General features: G+C 69.7%; 15 protein-coding genes and 3 pseudogenes. 6 read left to right on the plus strand and 12 right to left on the minus strand.

All coding sequences use genetic code 11. The features are described from left to right. The first annotated feature begins 61 nt into the window (after window positions 1-61). Window positions 62-709: a LysE family translocator gene (locus ACFYNS_RS30825; protein WP_360294053.1), complete on the plus strand. Its 648-nt coding sequence runs from the start codon at window positions 62-64 to the stop codon at window positions 707-709. Window positions 710-873: 164 nt separating this feature from the next. Here ACFYNS_RS30825 and ACFYNS_RS30830 read toward each other — a convergent pair whose 3' ends face one another. Then, window positions 874-2,385, minus strand: coding sequence for an amino acid permease (locus ACFYNS_RS30830; RefSeq protein WP_360294055.1), 1,512 nt, complete (start codon window positions 2,383-2,385; stop codon window positions 874-876). A 340-nt stretch (window positions 2,386-2,725) separates the two neighbouring features. Between ACFYNS_RS30830 and ACFYNS_RS30835 the strand changes: the two genes are divergently transcribed. Continuing rightward, window positions 2,726-3,187 carry a thiol-disulfide oxidoreductase DCC family protein gene (locus tag ACFYNS_RS30835; RefSeq protein WP_388606182.1) on the plus strand — a complete coding sequence of 154 codons (462 nt, stop codon included), beginning with the start codon at window positions 2,726-2,728 and terminating at the stop codon, window positions 3,185-3,187. Between the two features lie 9 nt (window positions 3,188-3,196). Here ACFYNS_RS30835 and ACFYNS_RS30840 read toward each other — a convergent pair whose 3' ends face one another. Beyond that, window positions 3,197-3,973: a hypothetical protein gene (locus ACFYNS_RS30840; RefSeq protein ID WP_388606183.1), complete on the minus strand. Its 777-nt coding sequence runs from the start codon at window positions 3,971-3,973 to the stop codon at window positions 3,197-3,199. A 275-nt stretch (window positions 3,974-4,248) separates the two neighbouring features. Beyond that, window positions 4,249-4,941 carry a hypothetical protein gene (locus tag ACFYNS_RS30845; protein WP_388606185.1) on the minus strand — a complete coding sequence of 231 codons (693 nt, stop codon included), beginning with the start codon at window positions 4,939-4,941 and terminating at the stop codon, window positions 4,249-4,251. Between the two features lie 379 nt (window positions 4,942-5,320). Between ACFYNS_RS30845 and ACFYNS_RS30850 the strand changes: the two genes are divergently transcribed. Both ACFYNS_RS30850 and ACFYNS_RS30855 read left to right on the plus strand, forming a co-directional pair. Next, window positions 5,321-5,575 (plus strand): DUF6332 family protein, encoded by a 255-nt coding sequence (locus ACFYNS_RS30850; RefSeq protein WP_360294066.1) that lies wholly within the window; start codon window positions 5,321-5,323, stop codon window positions 5,573-5,575. Between the two features lie 38 nt (window positions 5,576-5,613). After that, window positions 5,614-6,418, plus strand: a pseudogene (locus ACFYNS_RS30855) (IS5 family transposase); the annotation flags it as partial. A gap of 18 nt (window positions 6,419-6,436) precedes the next feature. On the opposite strand, the gene ACFYNS_RS30860 reads toward ACFYNS_RS30855, so the two are convergent. The 5 genes and pseudogenes from ACFYNS_RS30860 to ACFYNS_RS30880 all read right to left on the minus strand — a co-directional run. Continuing rightward, window positions 6,437-7,213 (minus strand): hypothetical protein, encoded by a 777-nt coding sequence (locus ACFYNS_RS30860; RefSeq protein ID WP_388606186.1) that lies wholly within the window; start codon window positions 7,211-7,213, stop codon window positions 6,437-6,439. Between the two features lie 260 nt (window positions 7,214-7,473). After that, on the minus strand, window positions 7,474-8,169 hold the full coding sequence (locus ACFYNS_RS30865; RefSeq protein ID WP_388606188.1) for a hypothetical protein: 696 nt from the start codon (window positions 8,167-8,169) through the stop codon (window positions 7,474-7,476). 251 nt (window positions 8,170-8,420) lie between these two features. Next, window positions 8,421-8,717, minus strand: coding sequence for a DUF3039 domain-containing protein (locus tag ACFYNS_RS30870; RefSeq protein WP_019357562.1), 297 nt, complete (start codon window positions 8,715-8,717; stop codon window positions 8,421-8,423). 161 nt (window positions 8,718-8,878) lie between these two features. Beyond that, window positions 8,879-9,175, minus strand: a pseudogene (locus tag ACFYNS_RS30875) (YqgE/AlgH family protein); the annotation flags it as partial. Window positions 9,176-9,742: 567 nt separating this feature from the next. Continuing rightward, window positions 9,743-10,219, minus strand: a pseudogene (locus ACFYNS_RS30880) (YqgE/AlgH family protein); the annotation flags it as partial. 287 nt (window positions 10,220-10,506) lie between these two features. Between ACFYNS_RS30880 and murA the strand changes: the two are divergent. Further along, complete coding sequence (murA, locus tag ACFYNS_RS30885; RefSeq protein ID WP_276475609.1) at window positions 10,507-11,835, plus strand: UDP-N-acetylglucosamine 1-carboxyvinyltransferase; 1,329 nt, start codon at window positions 10,507-10,509, stop codon at window positions 11,833-11,835. Window positions 11,836-12,095: 260 nt separating this feature from the next. Here murA and ACFYNS_RS30890 read toward each other — a convergent pair whose 3' ends face one another. The 4 genes from ACFYNS_RS30890 to ACFYNS_RS30905 are packed head-to-tail and all read right to left on the minus strand — an operon-like array spanning window position 12,096 to window position 16,217. Further along, complete coding sequence (locus ACFYNS_RS30890; RefSeq protein WP_360294077.1) at window positions 12,096-13,262, minus strand: ABC transporter ATP-binding protein; 1,167 nt, start codon at window positions 13,260-13,262, stop codon at window positions 12,096-12,098. Next, complete coding sequence (locus ACFYNS_RS30895) at window positions 13,259-14,131, minus strand: ABC transporter permease subunit (RefSeq protein WP_360294080.1); 873 nt, start codon at window positions 14,129-14,131, stop codon at window positions 13,259-13,261. Before ACFYNS_RS30895 ends, ACFYNS_RS30890 begins: the two co-directional genes overlap by 4 nt. Further along, window positions 14,119-15,066, minus strand: coding sequence for an ABC transporter permease subunit (locus ACFYNS_RS30900; RefSeq protein ID WP_360294083.1), 948 nt, complete (start codon window positions 15,064-15,066; stop codon window positions 14,119-14,121). Before ACFYNS_RS30900 ends, ACFYNS_RS30895 begins: the two co-directional genes overlap by 13 nt. Then, a complete protein-coding gene (locus tag ACFYNS_RS30905) occupies window positions 15,066-16,217 on the minus strand; it encodes an ABC transporter substrate-binding protein (protein WP_388606191.1) in 1,152 nt (383 codons plus the stop codon). Before ACFYNS_RS30905 ends, ACFYNS_RS30900 begins: the two co-directional genes overlap by 1 nt. Before the next feature lie 273 nt (window positions 16,218-16,490). Here ACFYNS_RS30905 and ACFYNS_RS30910 point away from each other — a divergent pair, with 273 nt between their 5' ends. Then, window positions 16,491-17,288 (plus strand): GntR family transcriptional regulator, encoded by a 798-nt coding sequence (locus tag ACFYNS_RS30910; protein WP_360294088.1) that lies wholly within the window; start codon window positions 16,491-16,493, stop codon window positions 17,286-17,288. Window positions 17,289-17,527: the final 239 nt, after the last annotated feature.

A 17,527-nucleotide genomic window follows, 5' to 3' on the forward strand; every position in this document is an offset into this window, starting at 1 on the left:
GTACCAGCCCGGACCGCGCGGTTCTTCCCCGGTGAATCGGCCCTCGGTTACTGTGCGGCCTGTGCCCGTGAACCTGAGCCTGGTCGTCGGATTCCTGACTCTGTCAGCGGTGCTGTCGGCGATCCCGGGGCCCTCCGTGCTGCTCGCGACCAGCCGTGCCATCACGCTGGGGCATCGATCCGCCATGTGGATCGTGCTGGGGAATGCCCTGGGCGGACTTGTGCTGCTGGCGCTCGTACTCGCCGGTCTCGGAGCGATCGTCGCGACCTCGGCCAAGCTCTTCATGGCGGTCAAGGTCGCGGGCGCCTGCTACCTCCTCTGGCTGGGTGTCGGTGCGCTGCGAGCCGCCCGGTCCGGCTCCGAGGACGGGCCCTCGGCCACGGCCGATGTCCCGGGCGGGACGTCGTGGGCGCGATCAGTGCGCCAGGGCTTCCTGGTCGGTGTCGCCAACCCGAAGAGCGTCGTGTCGCTGATGGCCGTCCTGCCCCAGTTCGTCGACCACTCGCTCGGACATCCTGTCGCCCAGATGCTGATCATCGGCCTCGCGGGAGGCGTCGCCCAGGCGCTCATCGAGACCACCTGGGTCTGTGCGGCCGGCTCCCTGCGGACCTGGTTCCTGGGGAGGAGGCGCCGTATTCGGGCGCTGAAGGCCGGCGGCGGGGCTGCCATGATCGCGTTCGCCGGCAGGCTCGCGATCGAAAGACCGTAGGTCCGTTGACCGTAGGTCCGTTCCCTGCCGGGGCCGCCGGTCGGCCCGAACTCTCCTGGCACTCGGCCACCCGCGCAGGGCGCCGACCAGCCCCTGAGGCCGGGAGTGGCCGCGGCCCGCGGAACGGCATGACCGGGCCCGCCCCGCCATGCCGTTCCGCAGGGTCACCCGTCGGCGGCCGCTTCGGCGTCGTCCGCGGCGAGCCGCGAGTGGCGGATGCCGTAGAGGAAGTACACCGCGAGCCCGACGGCCATCCATCCGCCGAAGACGGCCCAGGTGGCGACCGGCAGGCTGGCCATCATCCAGACGCAGAACCCGAAGCCGAGCAGGGGCGTGAGCGGGAACAGCGCCACCCGGAACGTGCGGTTCATCGTGGGCCGGGTGCGCCGCAGGACGATGACGGCCACATTGACCAGGGCGAAGGCGAAGAGCGTACCGATGCTGGTGGCGTCGGCCAGCTCCCCGAGCGGGATCGTCGCGGCCAGGATTCCGCAGAAGGCCGACACGAGGAGGGTGTTGGCGCGCGGCGTCCCGGTCCGCGCGTCCACCCTGGCGAACACCCGCGGCACCAGGCCGTCCCGGGACATGGCGAACAGGATGCGGGTCTGGCCGTAGAGGACGGCGAAGACGACGCTCGCGATGGCGACCACGGCACCGGCCGCGAGCACGACGCTCCACAGGTCCGTACCGGTGACGTCCGCCATGATCCGCGCCAGGGCCGCATCGGTGCCCCCGAAGTCCTGCCAGGGCATGGCGCCGACGGCGACCAGCGCGACGACGCAATACAGCACCGTGACGATCAGCAACGACAGCATGATCGCCCGAGGCAGGTCCCGCTTCGGGTTCTCCGCCTCCTCTCCCGCGGTGGAGGCGGCGTCGAAGCCGATGTACGAGAAGAACAGCGTCGCGGCGGCGGCGCTCACCCCCGTCACGCCGAGCGGGGCGAGCGGGGCGTAGTTCCCCGCCTGGATGCCGAAGAAGCCGATGCCGCAGAACAGCAGCAGGGTCACGATCTTGATGATGACCATGGTGGTGTTGATGCGTGCGCTCTCCTTGGCACCGCCCATCAGGAAGACCATGGCGAGCAGGATGACCACCAGCGCGGGCAGGTTCACGAAGCCGCCCTCACCGAGCGGTGCGGAGACCGCCTCGGGGATCGTCACCCCGAGAGTGCCGTCGAGGAGTTCGTCCAGGTACTGGCCCCAGCCGACCGCGACAGCCGCGACGGAGATGCCGTACTCCAGCACCAGACACCAACCGCACACCCAGGCGACGAGTTCGCCCATCGTCGCGTAGGCGTACGAGTACGAGGACCCGGAGACCGGGATGGAACCCGCCAACTCCGCATAGGACAGCGCGGAGAACAGCGCGGTCAGCCCTGCCAGGACGAACGAGATCGCGACAGCGGGACCGGCCAGCGGGGTTGCCTCGCCGAGCACGACGAAGATCCCGGTGCCGAGCGTCGCGCCGATGCTGATCATCGTCAACTGCCACATCGACAAGGACCGGCGCAGCGCCCCGCCCGCCCCCTGCCCGCCCTCGGCCATCAGCCGCTCGACCGGCTTGCGCCGCGTCAACCGCCCTCCGCGACGGGGAGCGGGCGCCTGCGCTGACCCGCCGGAGCCAGGCGGAGAGGAGTGTTCCGCCGAAGGCGGCGCTGCGCTGTGTTCCGGCATGTGTCGGGCTCCTTGTCGCTGCGGGTCGGCGGGACCTGCGACGGCCCGCGCACATGACTGAGGCATGACGGGTCGCCCTGTGCGGAGGTGAACCCGTGCGCCATCGGGAGGAGAGCTGCCGAACTGGCGGTCGCCGCCACTCCCGGCACGGGGCATGAGCCTACGAGGCCGCAGCTCACGGCAGGAATGCACACCTGTTGCGCATTGCCGAAAGATCATTGCGTCCTGCGGGTCCTGGGCGGGGAAACGTTGCGCGAGCATCCGCCCGTCCTGGCCTCGGACCGCGAACCGGCGTACGCCGGAGCTGCGCGCGCCCCGGCCCGTGCGGGACGATGACCGCATGCGAACCCGACCCCTGCCGAGCGGGCCTCGGGTCCCGTCCGGCCACCCAGCTCGACCGGTACGCCCGGTTCTCGTCTACGACGGGGACTGCGCCTTCTGCACCGCCGCGCTCCGCTTCGGCGAACGCCATGTTCGCCCACGCTGTGAGAGCGAACCGTGGCAGTCCGCCGACCTGACCGGGCTCGGAGTCACCCGCGAGCACGCGGAACACGAGGTGCTGTGGGTGACGCCGACCGGCACCGTGTACGGCGGCGCGCAGGCAGTGGCGAAAGCTCTGCTCAGCGCGGACGGCGGCTGGACCGTCGCCGGCGCCGTACTGACCCTGCCGCCCTTCCGCTGGGTCGCCCACCTGGGCTACCGCCTCATCGCTGCCAACCGGCACCGCCTCCCGGGCGGCACGGCCGCGTGCGCCGTCCCCCGACCGCCGGGCAACGGACGCGGTGACACGGCTGACGTGTGACACGGCCGGCTAGTTGATGGCTTGGATTTCCTGGACGGTGACGTCCTGCCGGCCGCCGAACTCGCCGCTGGGCAGGTCGCTGGCTCCGGCACCGCCGCTGCCCTCCCACGACGCCGCCCAGGTCAGTGTCGAGCGCAGCGTATAGCTCCCCCCACCGCGGGTGGCCTTCAGATACGTCACCCCGCACGGCGGCGCCTTATTCGCGCTGCCCTTCGCGTACTCCCTGCCGATGCTTCCGTCGTCGTTGATTCCGCACTTGCCCGAACCCGGATGCAGCGTCGCACTGTCCGTGCCCGGATCCAGCCTCAGCGCCTCCGGCTCCACCGTCGTCCGCGCCCAGATCTCCCGGCCCGCACCCAGATCCACCGACGCCCGCACCGACAACTTCTTGTAGCGGCCCTCATCCAGCCACACCCACGTCGGCAGATTCACCGTCTGCCGGCCCGCCGGATTCATCTCCACCCGCGTATCCGGCACCCGGATCCGCGCATACGCGAGCTTGGAGAGGATCTGCGGACTGATCGCGTTCTCCACATCCGGCGCCTCCCCGTTCTTCACCCAGAACGGCAACTCGGTACACGACTGGGCCTTCGCCGCATCCTTCTCATCCGGATTCGGCACCGCCGCCCAGAACTGCCCCTCCCCCTCCTTGTCCAGATTATAATTGTCGTAATCCCGCGACTCGTACTTCTCCCGAATCGCAAGGTCCGTATCCTGCTTCTGCCCACCATTATCCGGATCCCGCCCCGTCACCGAAAACGGCGAATCATCAATCTTCTCCTTCAACTCCGCAGGAGAATACCTCGGCGCATACCAACACGGCGGCGGCGACCAACCCCCACCCGGAACCGAAAGACTCCCACCACCGCTGCCACCACTGCTGCCGCCCGCACCACTGCCGGAATAGCTGACCTCCCGACGCCCACCAGCTCCAGCGCCCGCCTCCCCATTCTTGAAGCTCCCCAGGGCGCCCGACATCGAGTCCTCGTCGGCATGCGCGGTTAAAGTGCACCCGACCAATCCTGCGAGACATACACTCGCGACGAGCGCTCCCCTCCTCATCACTCCTGGCACTGCTTCACCGCCTTCTCTTCAGCCCCGAACGTCCGAGCCTTCCAGGGCTGTTGCGACTCCTTCGGCTTCTGCATCACCAGAGTGAAATACAAGTAGCTGGACGAACTCTTCCCCGTCCGCAGCACCTTGCCCGTCTTGATCTTCTTGCTGAAGAACTTGGACTGATCCACACAGAAGGAGACCTCAGCAAGCTTCTGGTCGGTCACATCACCCATCTTTGACTTGTAGTACCGCTCCTCCCCCGAGACGGTGTACCCCTTCTCGACATCCAATTTCACCTTGGTCGTTGCGAATTTCTGGGCACTTTGGAACGGCACCACATGTTTCACCAGCACCGGATCCTTCGGGTCCTGCTCGACCGTGCCGTGCATCAGCGCCCGCATATAGTCCGCTGCCCCATCCAGTGCGGCGGCCTTGTCCGGATCCGAGGGCTGGTCCCAGTCGAAGACGAGCTTCACATCGTCCGGCAACTCGATGTCGGACGTGCGGAAATCACCCGGCGTATTCTTCTTGCCTGGTGAACTTTCCGCGGCACTCGGCGACTTCTTCCCCGCATCCCCGGCACCGTCGATCTTGCCGCCCTTCCCGTCACCGTCGTCACCCCCACCGCACCCGGAAACGAGCAGCGCAACGGCCGCCGCGACAGCGGCCAGCGGAACAGCAGAACGGGTCGGACGCACAACAAACTCCCGGTAGCATCAGGTAACTGTCGTGCACCTGACGGTAGCAGCGCACCCCGCACCCCACCCACCGACATCAACAGCGGAAACCGGAACACAACAGTCCCGGCCGAGAACCGGCCCAACGCAGACGACCTCCGCAGGCAGGGCACGAACCGCATCCACATCCCACTGCACGCACGCGCCACCCCGGCATGGACCTGCGTAGCTGATCAAGTGACCAAACCGCCGGGGTGCGCCAGAAGAGCGGCGGCACCCTCGGTGCTGGGTCAACTCGCGCCAGGCTCAGAGGTCATCCCAATTGGTGATCGAGCCGCCTGTGAGAGTCAGCAGCCAGGCACAGACGCGGCACACTTGACCGGGCTGTGAGACTTGCAGCATGGACACGGGGCGTGAGGCACGGTGGGAAAAGGATGCGATGACGGTGGAGATCGTCTTCGCCCTGGTGACTGCCACCGCGCTGGGTGGGGTCGTTTTCACTGTCGCCTGGACTTTTGTCCAGGCCCTTGACCTCTCCGGCCCCGCGGAGAGGCGCGTGTTGATGGCGGGCGCACTGCTCGGAGCGGTGGCCGGAATGTGGCGCCTGGTACGGGTGCTGCTTCGGTTCGACAGACAGCGCCGCATGGGTCACTGACTACGGAGCGTCAGCCTTGCTATCGGTAGCCTCCCGACGTGGGGATTGTTGAGCGGCTCGTGCCGGATGAGTCGTGGCGGTTGTTCCAGCGCGGGGTTCCGAAAGCGCCGTCGCGGCCGCAGGGTGGTGGCCGGCATCGCCACGGTGACCGCGAGGTGCTGGTGGGCGATCGTTTTCGTGGCAACGTCAGGCTGTACGTGGCAGCAGCTTCCAGCGGCATCGTTCGGGCCGTCGGGCGCGACGGCCCACGGGCGCCTCACGGAGTGGACGAAGGCCCGGGTCCGGGCCAAGCTGTACCGCCTGGTCCTCGACGAGCTCGGCACCCACGGCGAGTTGGACCGGTCGCGGTGCGCCATCGACTCCGTGAACATGCAGGCCATGAAATGGGGGCCTGACCGGCCCGAATCCTGTGGATCGAGGCAAGTACGGGTCGAAGATCCACTTGATCACGGAGAGAAGCGGACGGACAGCCCCTGTCCATCGGCATCTTCGGAGCCGAACTTCACGACAGCCAGGCGCTCGAACCGCTCGTGCGCGGTATCCCGCCGATCAAATCCCGCCGGGGTCTCCGGCGCCGCCGCCCGGCCAAGCTGCACGCCGGCAAGGCGTACGACAACCGGCCTCTGCGCCGCTGGCTCCGCAGCAGGAACCATCCACGCCACGTATCGCTCGCAAAGGCACAGAGACCTCTCAGCGACTCGGACGTCACCAGTGGACCATCGAGCGCAGCACGTCCTGGCTCGCCGGATGCCGCCGAGACTCCACCGCCGCTACGAACGCAAAGCCGACCACTTCCTCGCCTTCACCAGCATCGCCTGCACCCTTATCTGCTACCGCAGACTCGCCAAACGAGATGACGTCTCAGTTGATGGCTTGGATTTCCTGGACGGTGACGTCCTGCCGACCGCCGAACTCGCCGCTGGGCAGGTCGCTGGCGCCGGCACCGCCACTGCCCTCCCACGACGCCGACCACGTCAGCGTCGAACGCAACGTATAACTCCCCCCGCCCCGGGTCGCCTTCAGATACGTCACCCCGCACGGCGGCGCCTTCTTCCCACTGCCCTTCACATACTCCGTGCCGATGCTGCCGTCATCCTCGACACCGCACTCACCCGAACCCGGATGCAGCCTCGCACTGTCCGTACCCGGATCCAGCCTCAGCGCCTCCGGCACCACCGTCGTCCGCGCCCAGATCTCCCGGCCCCCACCCAGATCCACCGACGCCCGCACCGACAACCTCTTGTACCGGCCCTCATCCAGCCACACCCACGTCGGCAGATTCACCGTCTGCCGACCCGCCGGATTCATCTCCACCCGCGTATCCGGCACCCGGATCCGCGCATACGCGAGCTTGGAGAGGATCTGCGGACTGATCGCGTTCTCCACATCCGGCACCTCACCGTTCTCCACCCAGAACGGCAACTCCGTACACGACTGGGCCTTCGCCGCATCCTTCTCATCCGGATTCGGCACCGCCGCCCAGAACTGCCCCTCCCCCTCCTTCTCCAGATTATAGTTGTCGTAATCCCGCGACTCATACTTCTCCCGAATCGCCAGATCCGTATCCCGCTTCTGCCCACCATTATCCGGATCCCGCCCCGTCACCGAAAACGGCGAATCATCAATCTTCTCCTTCAACTCCCCAGGAGAATACCTCGGCGCATACCAACACGGCGGCGGCGACCAACCCCCACCCGGAACCGAAAGACTCCCACCACCGCTGCCACCACTGCTGCCGCCCGCACCACTGCCGGAATAGTGGACGGCACTCGCCTTCGCGCTGTAACTCTGCCCCTCCTTATTCGCGCTCTGGTCGACACCAAAGCCCGCGTGAGCAGCAGGAGTTCCCAGACTCAGCACCGCGGCAACGACTCCGGAGAGCAGTGCGCCCCTGACTGCTAGTTTTTGCACTGCTTCACCGCCCCCTCCGTGACCTCAACACTTCTGGCCTTCCAGGACGCGTCGCCTTGCGAAGGCTTCTGCACGACCACGCTGAAACGAAGGAAGTTATCATCTCCCGACGTCGCGTCCCGGAGAACCTTTCCGGTCTTGATCTGCTTACTGAAGATTCTGCTCTGATCGGAACAGAACGCCACCTCGACGAGCTTTCCGTCTACTAGGTCACCTACCTGCTCCTTGTAGAAACGCTCCGCCCCGGTGATGGTGTAGTTCTTCTGAGCTTGCCGATCCATCAACGTGTTTGCGTACTCCTGCGCGTTCTGCAGCGGCACCGTATGTTGAGCGATCAGTGGATCCTTGGGGTTCGCCTTCACCATGCCGTGGCGAACCACCCGCATATAGTCCGCTGCCCCGTCCAGCGCGGCGGCCTTGTCCGGATCCGAGGGCTGGTCCCAGTCGAAGACGAGCTTCACATCGTCCGGCAACTCGATGTCGGACGTGCGGAAATCACCCGGCGTATTCTTCTTGCCCGGTGAACTTTCCGCGGCACTCGGCGACTTCTTCCCCGCATCCCCGGCACCGTCGATCTTGCCGCCCTTCCCGTCACCGTCGTCACCCCCACCGCACCCGGAAACAAACAGCGCGGCAGCCGCCGCGAGAGCGGCCAGCGGAACAGCAGAACGGGTCGGACGCACAACAAACTCCCGGAAGCATCAGGTAACTGTCGTGCACCTGACGGTAGCAGCGCCCCCAACACCCCACCCACCGACATCAATAGCGGAAACCGGAACACAACAATCCCGAACCAGCGGGAAGAAGGGTGCGGCAAACAGCACTGCCGCCCCGCCCGTATCGGGTACAGGCGGGACGGCAGTGTGAGGCACATGCGGCACGGAGCCGCGGTGCGCAGGTGCGCGGGGGCGCTGAGCTCAGAGGCGGGGGCGGGCTACTTCTTGTCGCCGCCCTTGCCGTCCTTGCCGTTCTTGTCCCCTCCGGCACCCATCGTCTCGTAGATCTCCTTGCACATCGGGCAGACCGGGTACTTCTTCGGGTCGCGACCCGGGACCCAGACCTTCCCGCAGAGCGCGACGACGGGAGTCCCCTCCATCGCGCTCGCCATGATCTTGTCCTTCTGGACATAGTGGGCGAATCGCTCGTGATCGCCGTCACCGTGCGACGTCTGCGGGGTCGGTTCGACGAGTGTGCCGGTGCCCGCCCCGCGCTCGGGCTCAAGAGTGCTCATGCAGTCCAAGGGTACTCATGCGACCGGAACACGTCAGGCATGGGCCGGGACACGGGTCACCCGTCGGGGGCCCCGCGCGGACCCCAGTTCGGGCCCACTCCCGGGTGGCCCCCAGGCTCGCCCCGGACGCCGCCCGTCGCAACCTCCGGCCGGCCGGGGGCTCAGTTCAGGGACGGGTCGTCCGGGTACGTCGCGACCAGCGCCAACTCGCTGCGCTGCCTGCGCAGGACGGACCGCCACAGCCGCTCGGGGGCCGGCGATGAGACGTCGCCGGGCTCGGACTCGACGACGTACCAGGCGCCCTCTGACAGCTCCTTCTCCAGTTGCCCCGGGCCCCATCCCGCGTACCCGGCGAAAATGCGCAGGGAGCCCAGTTCGGCGGCGAGCAGTTCGGGCGGGGCCTCCAGGTCGACGAGGCCGATGGCTCCGTGCACGCGGCGCCATCCGAGCGGCCCGTCCGTGTCGAGGACGGTGTCCGTCTCTGAGCCCGCGTCGCCGTACCCGGCATCGGCCTCCGCGTCCGCGCCGCCCTCGCCCACCGGCTCGGTCCCGCCCGCGGAACCCCGCTCCGGAGGCTGCCTGCGCCCGCGGTCACCAGCACCGCCGTCGCCGGTCGCCCCGCGGTCACCAGCACCGCCGTCGCCGGTCGCCCCACGACCTCCGGTGCCGCGGACGGCGGTCGCCCCAGGCTCGGCCGTTCCGGGTTCTCCCGTCGCCTGCCGCCCGGCGGTACCGGTGTCCGCCGCCGGGTCGCTGTCGGCGGGGGGCGGGGACTCGGCGCTCGCGCTGTCCGCGGTGCCCGGTGAGTCCGGCTCCCGGGGGCGTCCGCCGGGCCGGTCCTGCGATTCCGCGGCCGGTCCGTCCTCCCGCGTGCGTTCTGCCTGCGTGCGTTCTGCCCGCGGGCCGTCGGGCGCGGGCCCGGCCGGGCCGCCGGGGGCGCTGTCGGCGCTCGGGGCCGGATCCCCGTCGGAGCGGTCGCCTCTGCCGGAGGGCACCACCGCGACACCCAGCGCCGCGTCGAGCGAGACGGGGCCGCCCTGGAAGACGACGCCGGGCTCGCCGGCGAGCGCGGCCCACGGCTCCAGGATGTCGCTGACGTCCACCGGGGTGGGTCGGTTGAGGACCACGCCCAGTGAGCCCTCCTCGTCGTGGTCGAGGAGGAGCACCACCGCGCGGTCGAAGTTCGGGTCGGCCAGCACCGGTGTGGCGACGAGCAGTCGTCCGGTGAGCGAGGACACCTCGGTCATACGGCAATGATCCCGCACGTGGGCCGTTTGCGGGACCCAATGGCCGGATCGGGGCCCCGAGGCCGGGGCGGAGCGCGGCGCGGGACGGCTCGCGGGCCGGGCCGGGTGGGTACGGGCGGGGCGCCCGCCGTCGACGGGCGCCCCGCCGGTGACCCACCGAGACCCCTCGGCGACCTTGCGCAAGCCGCATTGCGCGGCGCAGAGCACGCACCGCAGAGCACACGCACCGCAGAGCACACGCACCGCGGGACACATGACCCCCCGGGATACCGGGGGGACAGCAGGACGCCGGGCGGCACCTCAGGACCCGGGGCACCTCAGGACGCCGGGCACCTTGGACGCCGGGCACCGCAGGACGCATGCGCCCCACTACGCATCCGCCGCAGCTCGCATATACAGCACCCGAGGTGACAGGTGGACGACCCTCCGTGTTATTGCGTACCTGTGACAGTCGTCGACCCCCCTCGGGCTTGGGTCGGCACCGGACGGGGCCATTACGCTTGCCTGTTGTCCCATCCCGTCTCGCGGAATCGCGGAGATCCATGACCGACAGCCCAGCCGACGTACTCCTCGTCCACGGTGGCGCCCCGCTCGAGGGCGAGATCCGTGTCCGGGGTGCGAAGAACCTCGTCCCCAAGGCCATGGTCGCCGCGCTGCTGGGCAGTGAACCGAGCCGACTGCGCAACGTGCCGGACATCCGGGATGTCCGGGTCGTACGCGGGCTGCTGCAGTTGCACGGCGTCACGGTCCGCACCGGGGACGAGTCCGGCGAGCTGGTGCTCGACCCCTCCCACGTGGAGAGCGCCAACGTCGCGGACATCGACGCGCACGCGGGCTCGTCACGGATCCCGATCCTGTTCTGCGGTCCGCTGCTGCACCGGCTCGGCCACGCCTTCATCCCGGGGCTGGGCGGCTGCGACATCGGTGGCCGTCCGGTGGACTTCCACTTCGACGTGCTGCGGCAGTTCGGCGCGACGATCGAGAAGCGGGCCGACGGGCAGTATCTGGAGGCCCCGCAGCGGCTCCGCGGCACCAAGATCCGGTTGCCGTACCCGTCGGTCGGCTCGACGGAGCAGGTGCTGCTGACGGCGGTGCTGGCGGAGGGCGTCACCGAGCTGTCCAACGCGGCCGTGGAGCCGGAGATCGAGGACCTGATCTGCGTGCTGCAGAAGATGGGCGCGATCATCTCGATGGACACGGACCGCACCATCCGCATCACGGGCGTCGACAAGCTCGGCGGCTACACCCATCGCGCGCTGCCGGACCGCCTGGAGGCGGCCTCCTGGGCGAGCGCCGCGCTGGCGACCGAGGGCAGCGTGTTCGTACGCGGCGCCGAGCAGAAGTCGATGATCGCGTTCCTGAACACCTTCCGGAAGGTGGGCGGCGCCTTCGAGATCGGTGACGAGGGCATCCGCTTCTGGCACCCGGGCGGCCCGCTGAACGCCATCGCGCTGGAGACGGACGTCCACCCCGGTTTCCAGACCGACTGGCAGCAGCCGCTGGTGGTGGCGCTGACGCAGGCGTCCGGGCTGTCGATCGTGCACGAGACGGTGTACGAGTCGCGGCTCGGCTTCACCTCGGCGCTCAACCAGATGGGCGCGCACATCCAGCTCTACCGCGAGTGCCTGGGCGGGATGCCCTGCCGCTTCGGGCAGCGCAACTTCCTGCACTCGGCCGTGGTGTCCGGACCGACGAAGCTCCAGGGCAGCGATCTGATCATCCCGGACCTGCGCGGTGGCTTCTCGTATCTGATCGCGGCGCTGGCCGCGCAGGGGACCTCCCGGGTGCACGGGATCGACCTGATCAACCGCGGCTACGAGAACTTCATGCACAAGCTGGCGGATCTCGGCGCCAAGGTGGAGCGCCCGTAGCAGCAGCACCCGCGGCGGCGGCTCCCGGGCAGCGGTGCGGGCGCTGTCCGGGCCCGGCCCGGGAAGGAGCACCGAGGCCCGCGAAGACCAGCCCGGGTCGCGAAGGAACACCGCCGCGGGCCCGTCGTCCCCCGTACGACGGGCCCGGGCGCGCGACCGGCCCAGCGGTCGCGGCTCAACGGCCGACGGCGCCCACCCGGCCCACCGGCCCTCAGCCCTCAGCCCTCAGCCCTCAGCCCTCAGCCCTCAGCCCTCAGCCCTCAGCGGGCGGTCTCCTCCACCAGGACGGGGTTGTCGTGCGGGGTGAGGGTGCAGCGGGCTCCGGGGGTGAGGGCCTCCGCCTCCCAGCTCGGCAGGTCGGCCTTGGCCTCGGCCCCGGAGTCGGTGGTCAGCAGGAGGCGGGTGACGCCGCCGAGGAAGGTGGCCACCCGGACGGTCGCCGGTTCGCCCTCCGCCTCGGCGCCGGTGTGCACCTTCAGCCCCTCGGGGCGCAGCAGGACGTCCACTTCGCAGCCGGTGCCGGGGCACTCCCCGTGCACCGGCAGCCGCCGTCCGAGCACCTCGACGGTGCCGCTGTCCCGTACGACGCCGGGCAGCCGGTTCATCGTGCCGACGAACTCGGCGACGAACGGCGTCGCGGGCCGCTCGTAGAGTTCGTTCGGCGGGGCGCACTGCTCCAGGCGGCCGTCCCGCATCACCGCGACGCGGTCGGCCATCGACAGCGCCTCCTCCTGGTCGTGGGTGACGAAGACGGTGGTGATGCCCAGTTCGAGCTGGAGGCGGCGGATCTCCTCGCGCAGTTGCAGCCGCACCTTGGCGTCCAGTGCGGAGAGCGGTTCGTCCAGCAGCAGGATCCGGGGGCGGATGGCCAGGGCGCGGGCGAGTGCGACGCGCTGCTGCTGGCCGCCGGAGAGCTGGTGCGGGTAGTGCTTCTCGCGGCCCGGCAGTCCGACCAGTTCCAGCAGTTCGGTGGCGCGCGCCGCCCGCTCCGCCTTGGGTGCCTTGCGGACGCGCAGCCCGTAGGCGACGTTCTCGGCGGCCGTCATGGTGGGGAAGAGGCTGTAGGACTGGAAGACCATGCCGATGTCCCGCCGGTTGGCGGGCACGGCGGTCACGTCCTCGCCGCCGATGAGCAGTTCGCCCCGGTCGGCGCTCTCGAATCCGGCGATGATGCGCAGCGCGGTGGTCTTGCCGCACCCGGACGGGCCCAGCAGGGCCACCAGTTCGCCGGGGGCGATGTCCAGGTCGAGTCCGTCCAGCGCGGTGGTGGCGCCGAAGGAGCGCTGCAGTCCGCGCAGCCGCAGGCCGACGCCGCCGGGCTGGTCCTCGGGGGTGGCCGCCGTGCCGGGTGCGGTCGCGGCGGCTGTGTCGGGGCTCGCTGTGGTGTCGGTGCTCGCGGTGGTGTCGGTGCGCGCGGTGGTGGTCATACGGTCGTCTTCCTCCGGTTGCCGGTCCGGTTCCGGTTGCGGGTGCGTCCGCCGGCGAGGTTGGTGAGCAGGAGCAGCAGGCCCCAGGTGATGAGCAGGCTGAGCATGGCGGCGGCGACGGAGAGCTGGGCCTCGTAGTCGCCGACGTGCACCATCCACACGGAGAACGGTTCGAATCCGAGCACGCTCGCCACGGTGTACTCGCCCAGCACCATGGCCAGGCTGAGGACGGCGCCGCTGACGATGGCGGGCCGCAGGTTGGGGACCACGACCCGGCACAGCGTGCCCAGCCGCGAGGCGCCCAGGCTGCGGGAGGCTTCCACCAGCGTCTTGAGGTCGGTGCCGCGCAGTCCGCCGTCCAGCGAGCGGTAGAGGAACGGCAGCGACATGACGGTGTAGACGAGGACGAGGACCAGCGGGAAGCTCTTGTTGTGCAGCGCCTGGAAGGTGGCCCACAGCGGGGTGTCGGCCAGGTCCTGCTCCCAGGAGAGCACCGTGCTGACCCCGGCCACGAGGGCGACGGGCGGCATGATGAGCGGCACCATGCACAGCACCTCGACGACGCGGCGCAGCCTGGGCAGCCGCAGCGCGACGACGACCATGGTGGGCACCATCAGCAGCAGCCCGAGCGCGACCGTCGCCAGGCCGAGCCGGATCGACAGGCCGAGGCTGGTGGTCATGCCCTCGTCCCGCAGGCCCCGGGCGTACGCGCCGAAGGTGACGCCCTTGCCGGGGTCGTCGACGGTGAACCAGAGGGAGGCGGCGACGGGGACGAGGAAGTAGAGCGCGGCCAGCAGCAGGACCAGGAAGCTGCCATAGGGGCGCTTGCGCACCCGGCGGATACGGGGGGTGGCGGTCAGCCCAGCCATCGGTTGCTCCGTCGTTGCAGCGGGATCTGTACGGCCATCACGAGCAGTGCGATCACCACCATGTTGAGGCTCATGGCGAGTGCGAGGTTCTCCTGCCCGACCAGGACGTTGCCGGACAGCGCGTTGGCGATCTGAATGGTGATCAGCGGTACCGAGCTGCCCGTCATCACGGCGGCGGTGGCGTGCGAGGCGAAGGCGGTGCCGAACATCAGCACGGCTCCGCCCAGCAGCGAGGGCATCAGCACCGGCAGCCCCACGTGCCGCCAGAACTGCGCCTTGGTCGCGCCGCAGGAGGCGGCGGCCTCCCGCCACTGCGTGCGGACGCCGTCCAGTGCGGGCAGCACGGTGACGACCATCAGCGGCACCATGAAGTACAGGTAGGCCAGCACCAGTCCGGTGAAGGTGTAGAGGCTGAACCCGGTGCTCTTCAGGTGCAGCAGCCGCGTCACGGTTCCGGTGGTGCCGAGGGTGGCGATGAAGGCGAAGGCGAGCGGTGCTCCGCTGAAGTTGGCGAAGACGCCGGACGCCGAGACGGCGGCCTTGCGCAGCGCCCCGTTCCGGGAGCTGAGCAGCGCCTGCCCGATGACGGTGCCCAGTACGGTGGCCAGCACGGCGCTGAGCAGGGAGAGTTTGACGCTGCCTGCCAGTCCGGTGGCGTAGGCGCCGGACAGCGAGTGGCGTACGTTCTCCAGGCTGTAGTGGTCGGCGCCGGTGGCCGGGTCGACGACGGTGAACGCGTTGTAGGCCAGGGTGCAGGCGGGCAGGCCGAAGCAGACGGCCATGAACGCGAAGAACGGTACGACGGCGGGCCAGCGCCAGTGCCGGGCGCCGCCGCCCGCGCGGCGGCGCGCCGGCGCGGGCGGGGTGGCGCCGGGCTGCCGCCCGGTCGCGGGGGCGGCGGTGTCGGCCGAGGAGGCGGGGGTCGTCACAGCCATCAGCTGACCGCCGCGCCCCAGCCCTCGCTGATGGTCTTCTGCGCCTCGGCCTCCTGGGCGTGCGTGGGGAACTTCGGCGTGCCCTCGACCTCGGGGAGCTTGGCGGCGGCCTTCTTGTCGACGGTGCCGTCCTCGGTCATCTTCTCCAGCAGCGCGGGCCGCGAGTAGCCCCTGAGCCAGATGTTCTGGCCCTCGGGGCTGTAGAGGAACTCCAGCCACAGCCGGGCGGCCGCCGGGTGGGGCGCGTACTTGTTGACACCCTGGTTGTAGTACTGCGAGTACTGGCCGTCGGTGGGCACGTTGACCTTCCAGTCGACGCCCTTGGACTTCAGTTCCTCGCCGTAGCCGAGGTTGAGGTAGTCCCAGTCGATGGAGATGGGCGTCTCGCCCTTCTGGATGGTGGCCTTGGTCGACTCGACGGGCACGTAGTTGCCGCTCTTCTTGAGCTTCTTGAAGAAGTCGAGGCCGGGCTGCACGTCGTCGAAGCCGCCGCCGTTGGCGAGCGAGGCGGCGATGACGGAGGAGAAGGCCGAGGAGGACTCGTTCGGGTTGCCGTTGAGGGCGACCTTGTTCTTGTACTCCGGCTTGAGCAGGTCCTCGAAGCTCTTGGGGCACTTCTTGACGGCCTTGGCGTCGCAGCCGAGGGAGATGTAGCCGCCGTAGTTGTTCATGAAGGAGCCGTCGGACTGCTTCTGCGAGTCGGGGATCGCGTCCCAGCCCTTGACCTTGTACGGGGCCAGCAGCTTCTTGGTCTTGGCCTGCTGCATGAACGCGGTGCCCAGGTCGAGTGCGTCGACGGCGCGGTCCTGGCCCTTGCGCTTGGCCGCGGCGTTCAGCGCGCCCTGGCTGCTGCCGCCCGGGTCCTCGTTGTGGACCTCGATGCCGTACTTCTTCTCGAAGGTCTTGATCATCTGGCCGTAGTTGGACCAGGTCGGCGCGAGGGCGTAGACGTTCAGCTTGCCCTCCTTCTTCGCCGCCGCCACCAGCTTGTCCATGCCGCCCAGGTCCGCGGCCGAGCGGGCCTTGCTCGCCTCGCTGTCCGAGCCCTGAGCCGGTGCCGAGCCGCAGCCGGTTGCCGCGGCGGAGAGAGTGACGACCGCTGCCGCGGCGGTCAACAGGCGGCTCCTACGGCTGAGATGGTCTGCCTTCACGTTTCCACTCCTGGGGTTCGTGCCCGTCACCTGTATGGACAAGCTCGATTCATTGAGCGTGGGCAAGCTAGCAGTACGCACCCCGCGGCGCCAACCCGAGCCACCCATCAAATGCCCAGCTCAAAGCGTTATTTGCGAACAGGTTTAGCGCTGCGAACTGCGGTTATACGCATCTGCCCCCGCCCACTTGATGTGCGCACTGCTGCGCACAGATGGCATGATCTGGCGGAGCCCGCGCAGCCAGTGAGCGCAGCACGTCGAGGGAGTCGCCCCATGTCCGAGTCCGCCCGCGGTGGCCGCCGCAGGACCACCGGTCGCACGCCGTCGCAGCGCGGCGGCGCACGGCACGAGCGGATCGCCGACGAACTGCGCCGCGCCATCGCCGACGGGCACTACCCGGTCGGCGCGACCCTCCCCTCGGAGGCGGAACTCGCCACCGCGCACGGCGCCTCCCGCGGCACCGTCCGGCAAGCCGTCTCCGCGCTGCTCGCCGAGGGCCTGATCGGCTCCCGGCAGGGCGCCCGCCGCGTGGTGCTGTCCACCACGCCCAGCCAGACCTTCACCGAGCTGCGCAGCTTCGCCCAGTGGGCACGCGCCGGCGGCCGGACCGCGGGCGGACTGGTGGTGACCTCGGACTGGGACACCGCACGCCCCGAGGAGGCGGGACTGCTCCAGGTGCCGCACGGCGCTCCGGTGCTGCGCGTGCTCCGGGTCCGCACCCTGGACGGGGAGCCCGTGCTGCTGGAGCGCACCGTCTACGCGGAGTGGATCGGCACCGCCGTCGACGCGCTGCCGGCCGACTGCGAGTCGGTCACCCAGCGGCTCCACGACGACAGCGGGCTCGTCTTCGCGCACGGCGAGCACCACATCGACGCCGTCGCCGCCGGGACCGCCGACGCCGAGCACCTCGGCGTGCGCCGGGGCAGCCCGCTGCTGCGGGTGCGCCGCACCACCACGACGGCCGACGGCCGCCCCGTGGAGACCTCCGACGACCGCTACCGCCCCGGCTCGGTCGTCTTCACCGTCCGCAACTCCACACAGACCAACCCGCTGGCGCGCACCCGCGCGTGAGCCGACCCGACGACGCGCACCCGCGCGCCGGCAGCCGCCACCCACCGACGAAGTGCGAGCCCGCATTGCCCACTCCCCCGCCCTCCCCCGGCCTGCCACCGGGAGGCGCCACCGCGCCCGCCTCCCCCCGGGGGGGGGGGGGGGCCCGCCCCCCCCCCCCCCCCCCGGGAAGCGGCCAATTAGCGGCCCCCCGGCGAAACAAAACCCGCGTGGGGGGGCGCCACCCCGCGCGGCGGGGC

This window comes from Streptomyces sp. NPDC006925 (assembly GCF_042869575.1).
In the GTDB taxonomy this organism is placed as follows: Bacteria; Actinomycetota; Actinomycetes; order Streptomycetales; family Streptomycetaceae; genus Streptomyces.

Coding starts and splice junctions, on each gene's coding strand:
- ACFYNS_RS30910 (WP_360294088.1), top strand. CDS start 16,491: ATGTCCGAGTCCGCCCGCGGTGGCCGCCGCAGGACCACCGGTCGCACG.
- ACFYNS_RS30830 (WP_360294055.1), bottom strand. CDS start 2,385: ATGCCGGAACACAGCGCAGCGCCGCCTTCGGCGGAACACTCCTCTCCG.
- ACFYNS_RS30895 (WP_360294080.1), bottom strand. CDS start 14,131: ATGGCTGGGCTGACCGCCACCCCCCGTATCCGCCGGGTGCGCAAGCGC.
- ACFYNS_RS30900 (WP_360294083.1), bottom strand. CDS start 15,066: ATGGCTGTGACGACCCCCGCCTCCTCGGCCGACACCGCCGCCCCCGCG.
- ACFYNS_RS30835 (WP_388606182.1), top strand. CDS start 2,726: ATGCGAACCCGACCCCTGCCGAGCGGGCCTCGGGTCCCGTCCGGCCAC.
- ACFYNS_RS30850 (WP_360294066.1), top strand. CDS start 5,321: ATGGACACGGGGCGTGAGGCACGGTGGGAAAAGGATGCGATGACGGTG.
- ACFYNS_RS30870 (WP_019357562.1), bottom strand. CDS start 8,717: ATGAGCACTCTTGAGCCCGAGCGCGGGGCGGGCACCGGCACACTCGTC.
- murA (WP_276475609.1), top strand. CDS start 10,507: ATGACCGACAGCCCAGCCGACGTACTCCTCGTCCACGGTGGCGCCCCG.
- ACFYNS_RS30890 (WP_360294077.1), bottom strand. CDS start 13,262: ATGACCACCACCGCGCGCACCGACACCACCGCGAGCACCGACACCACA.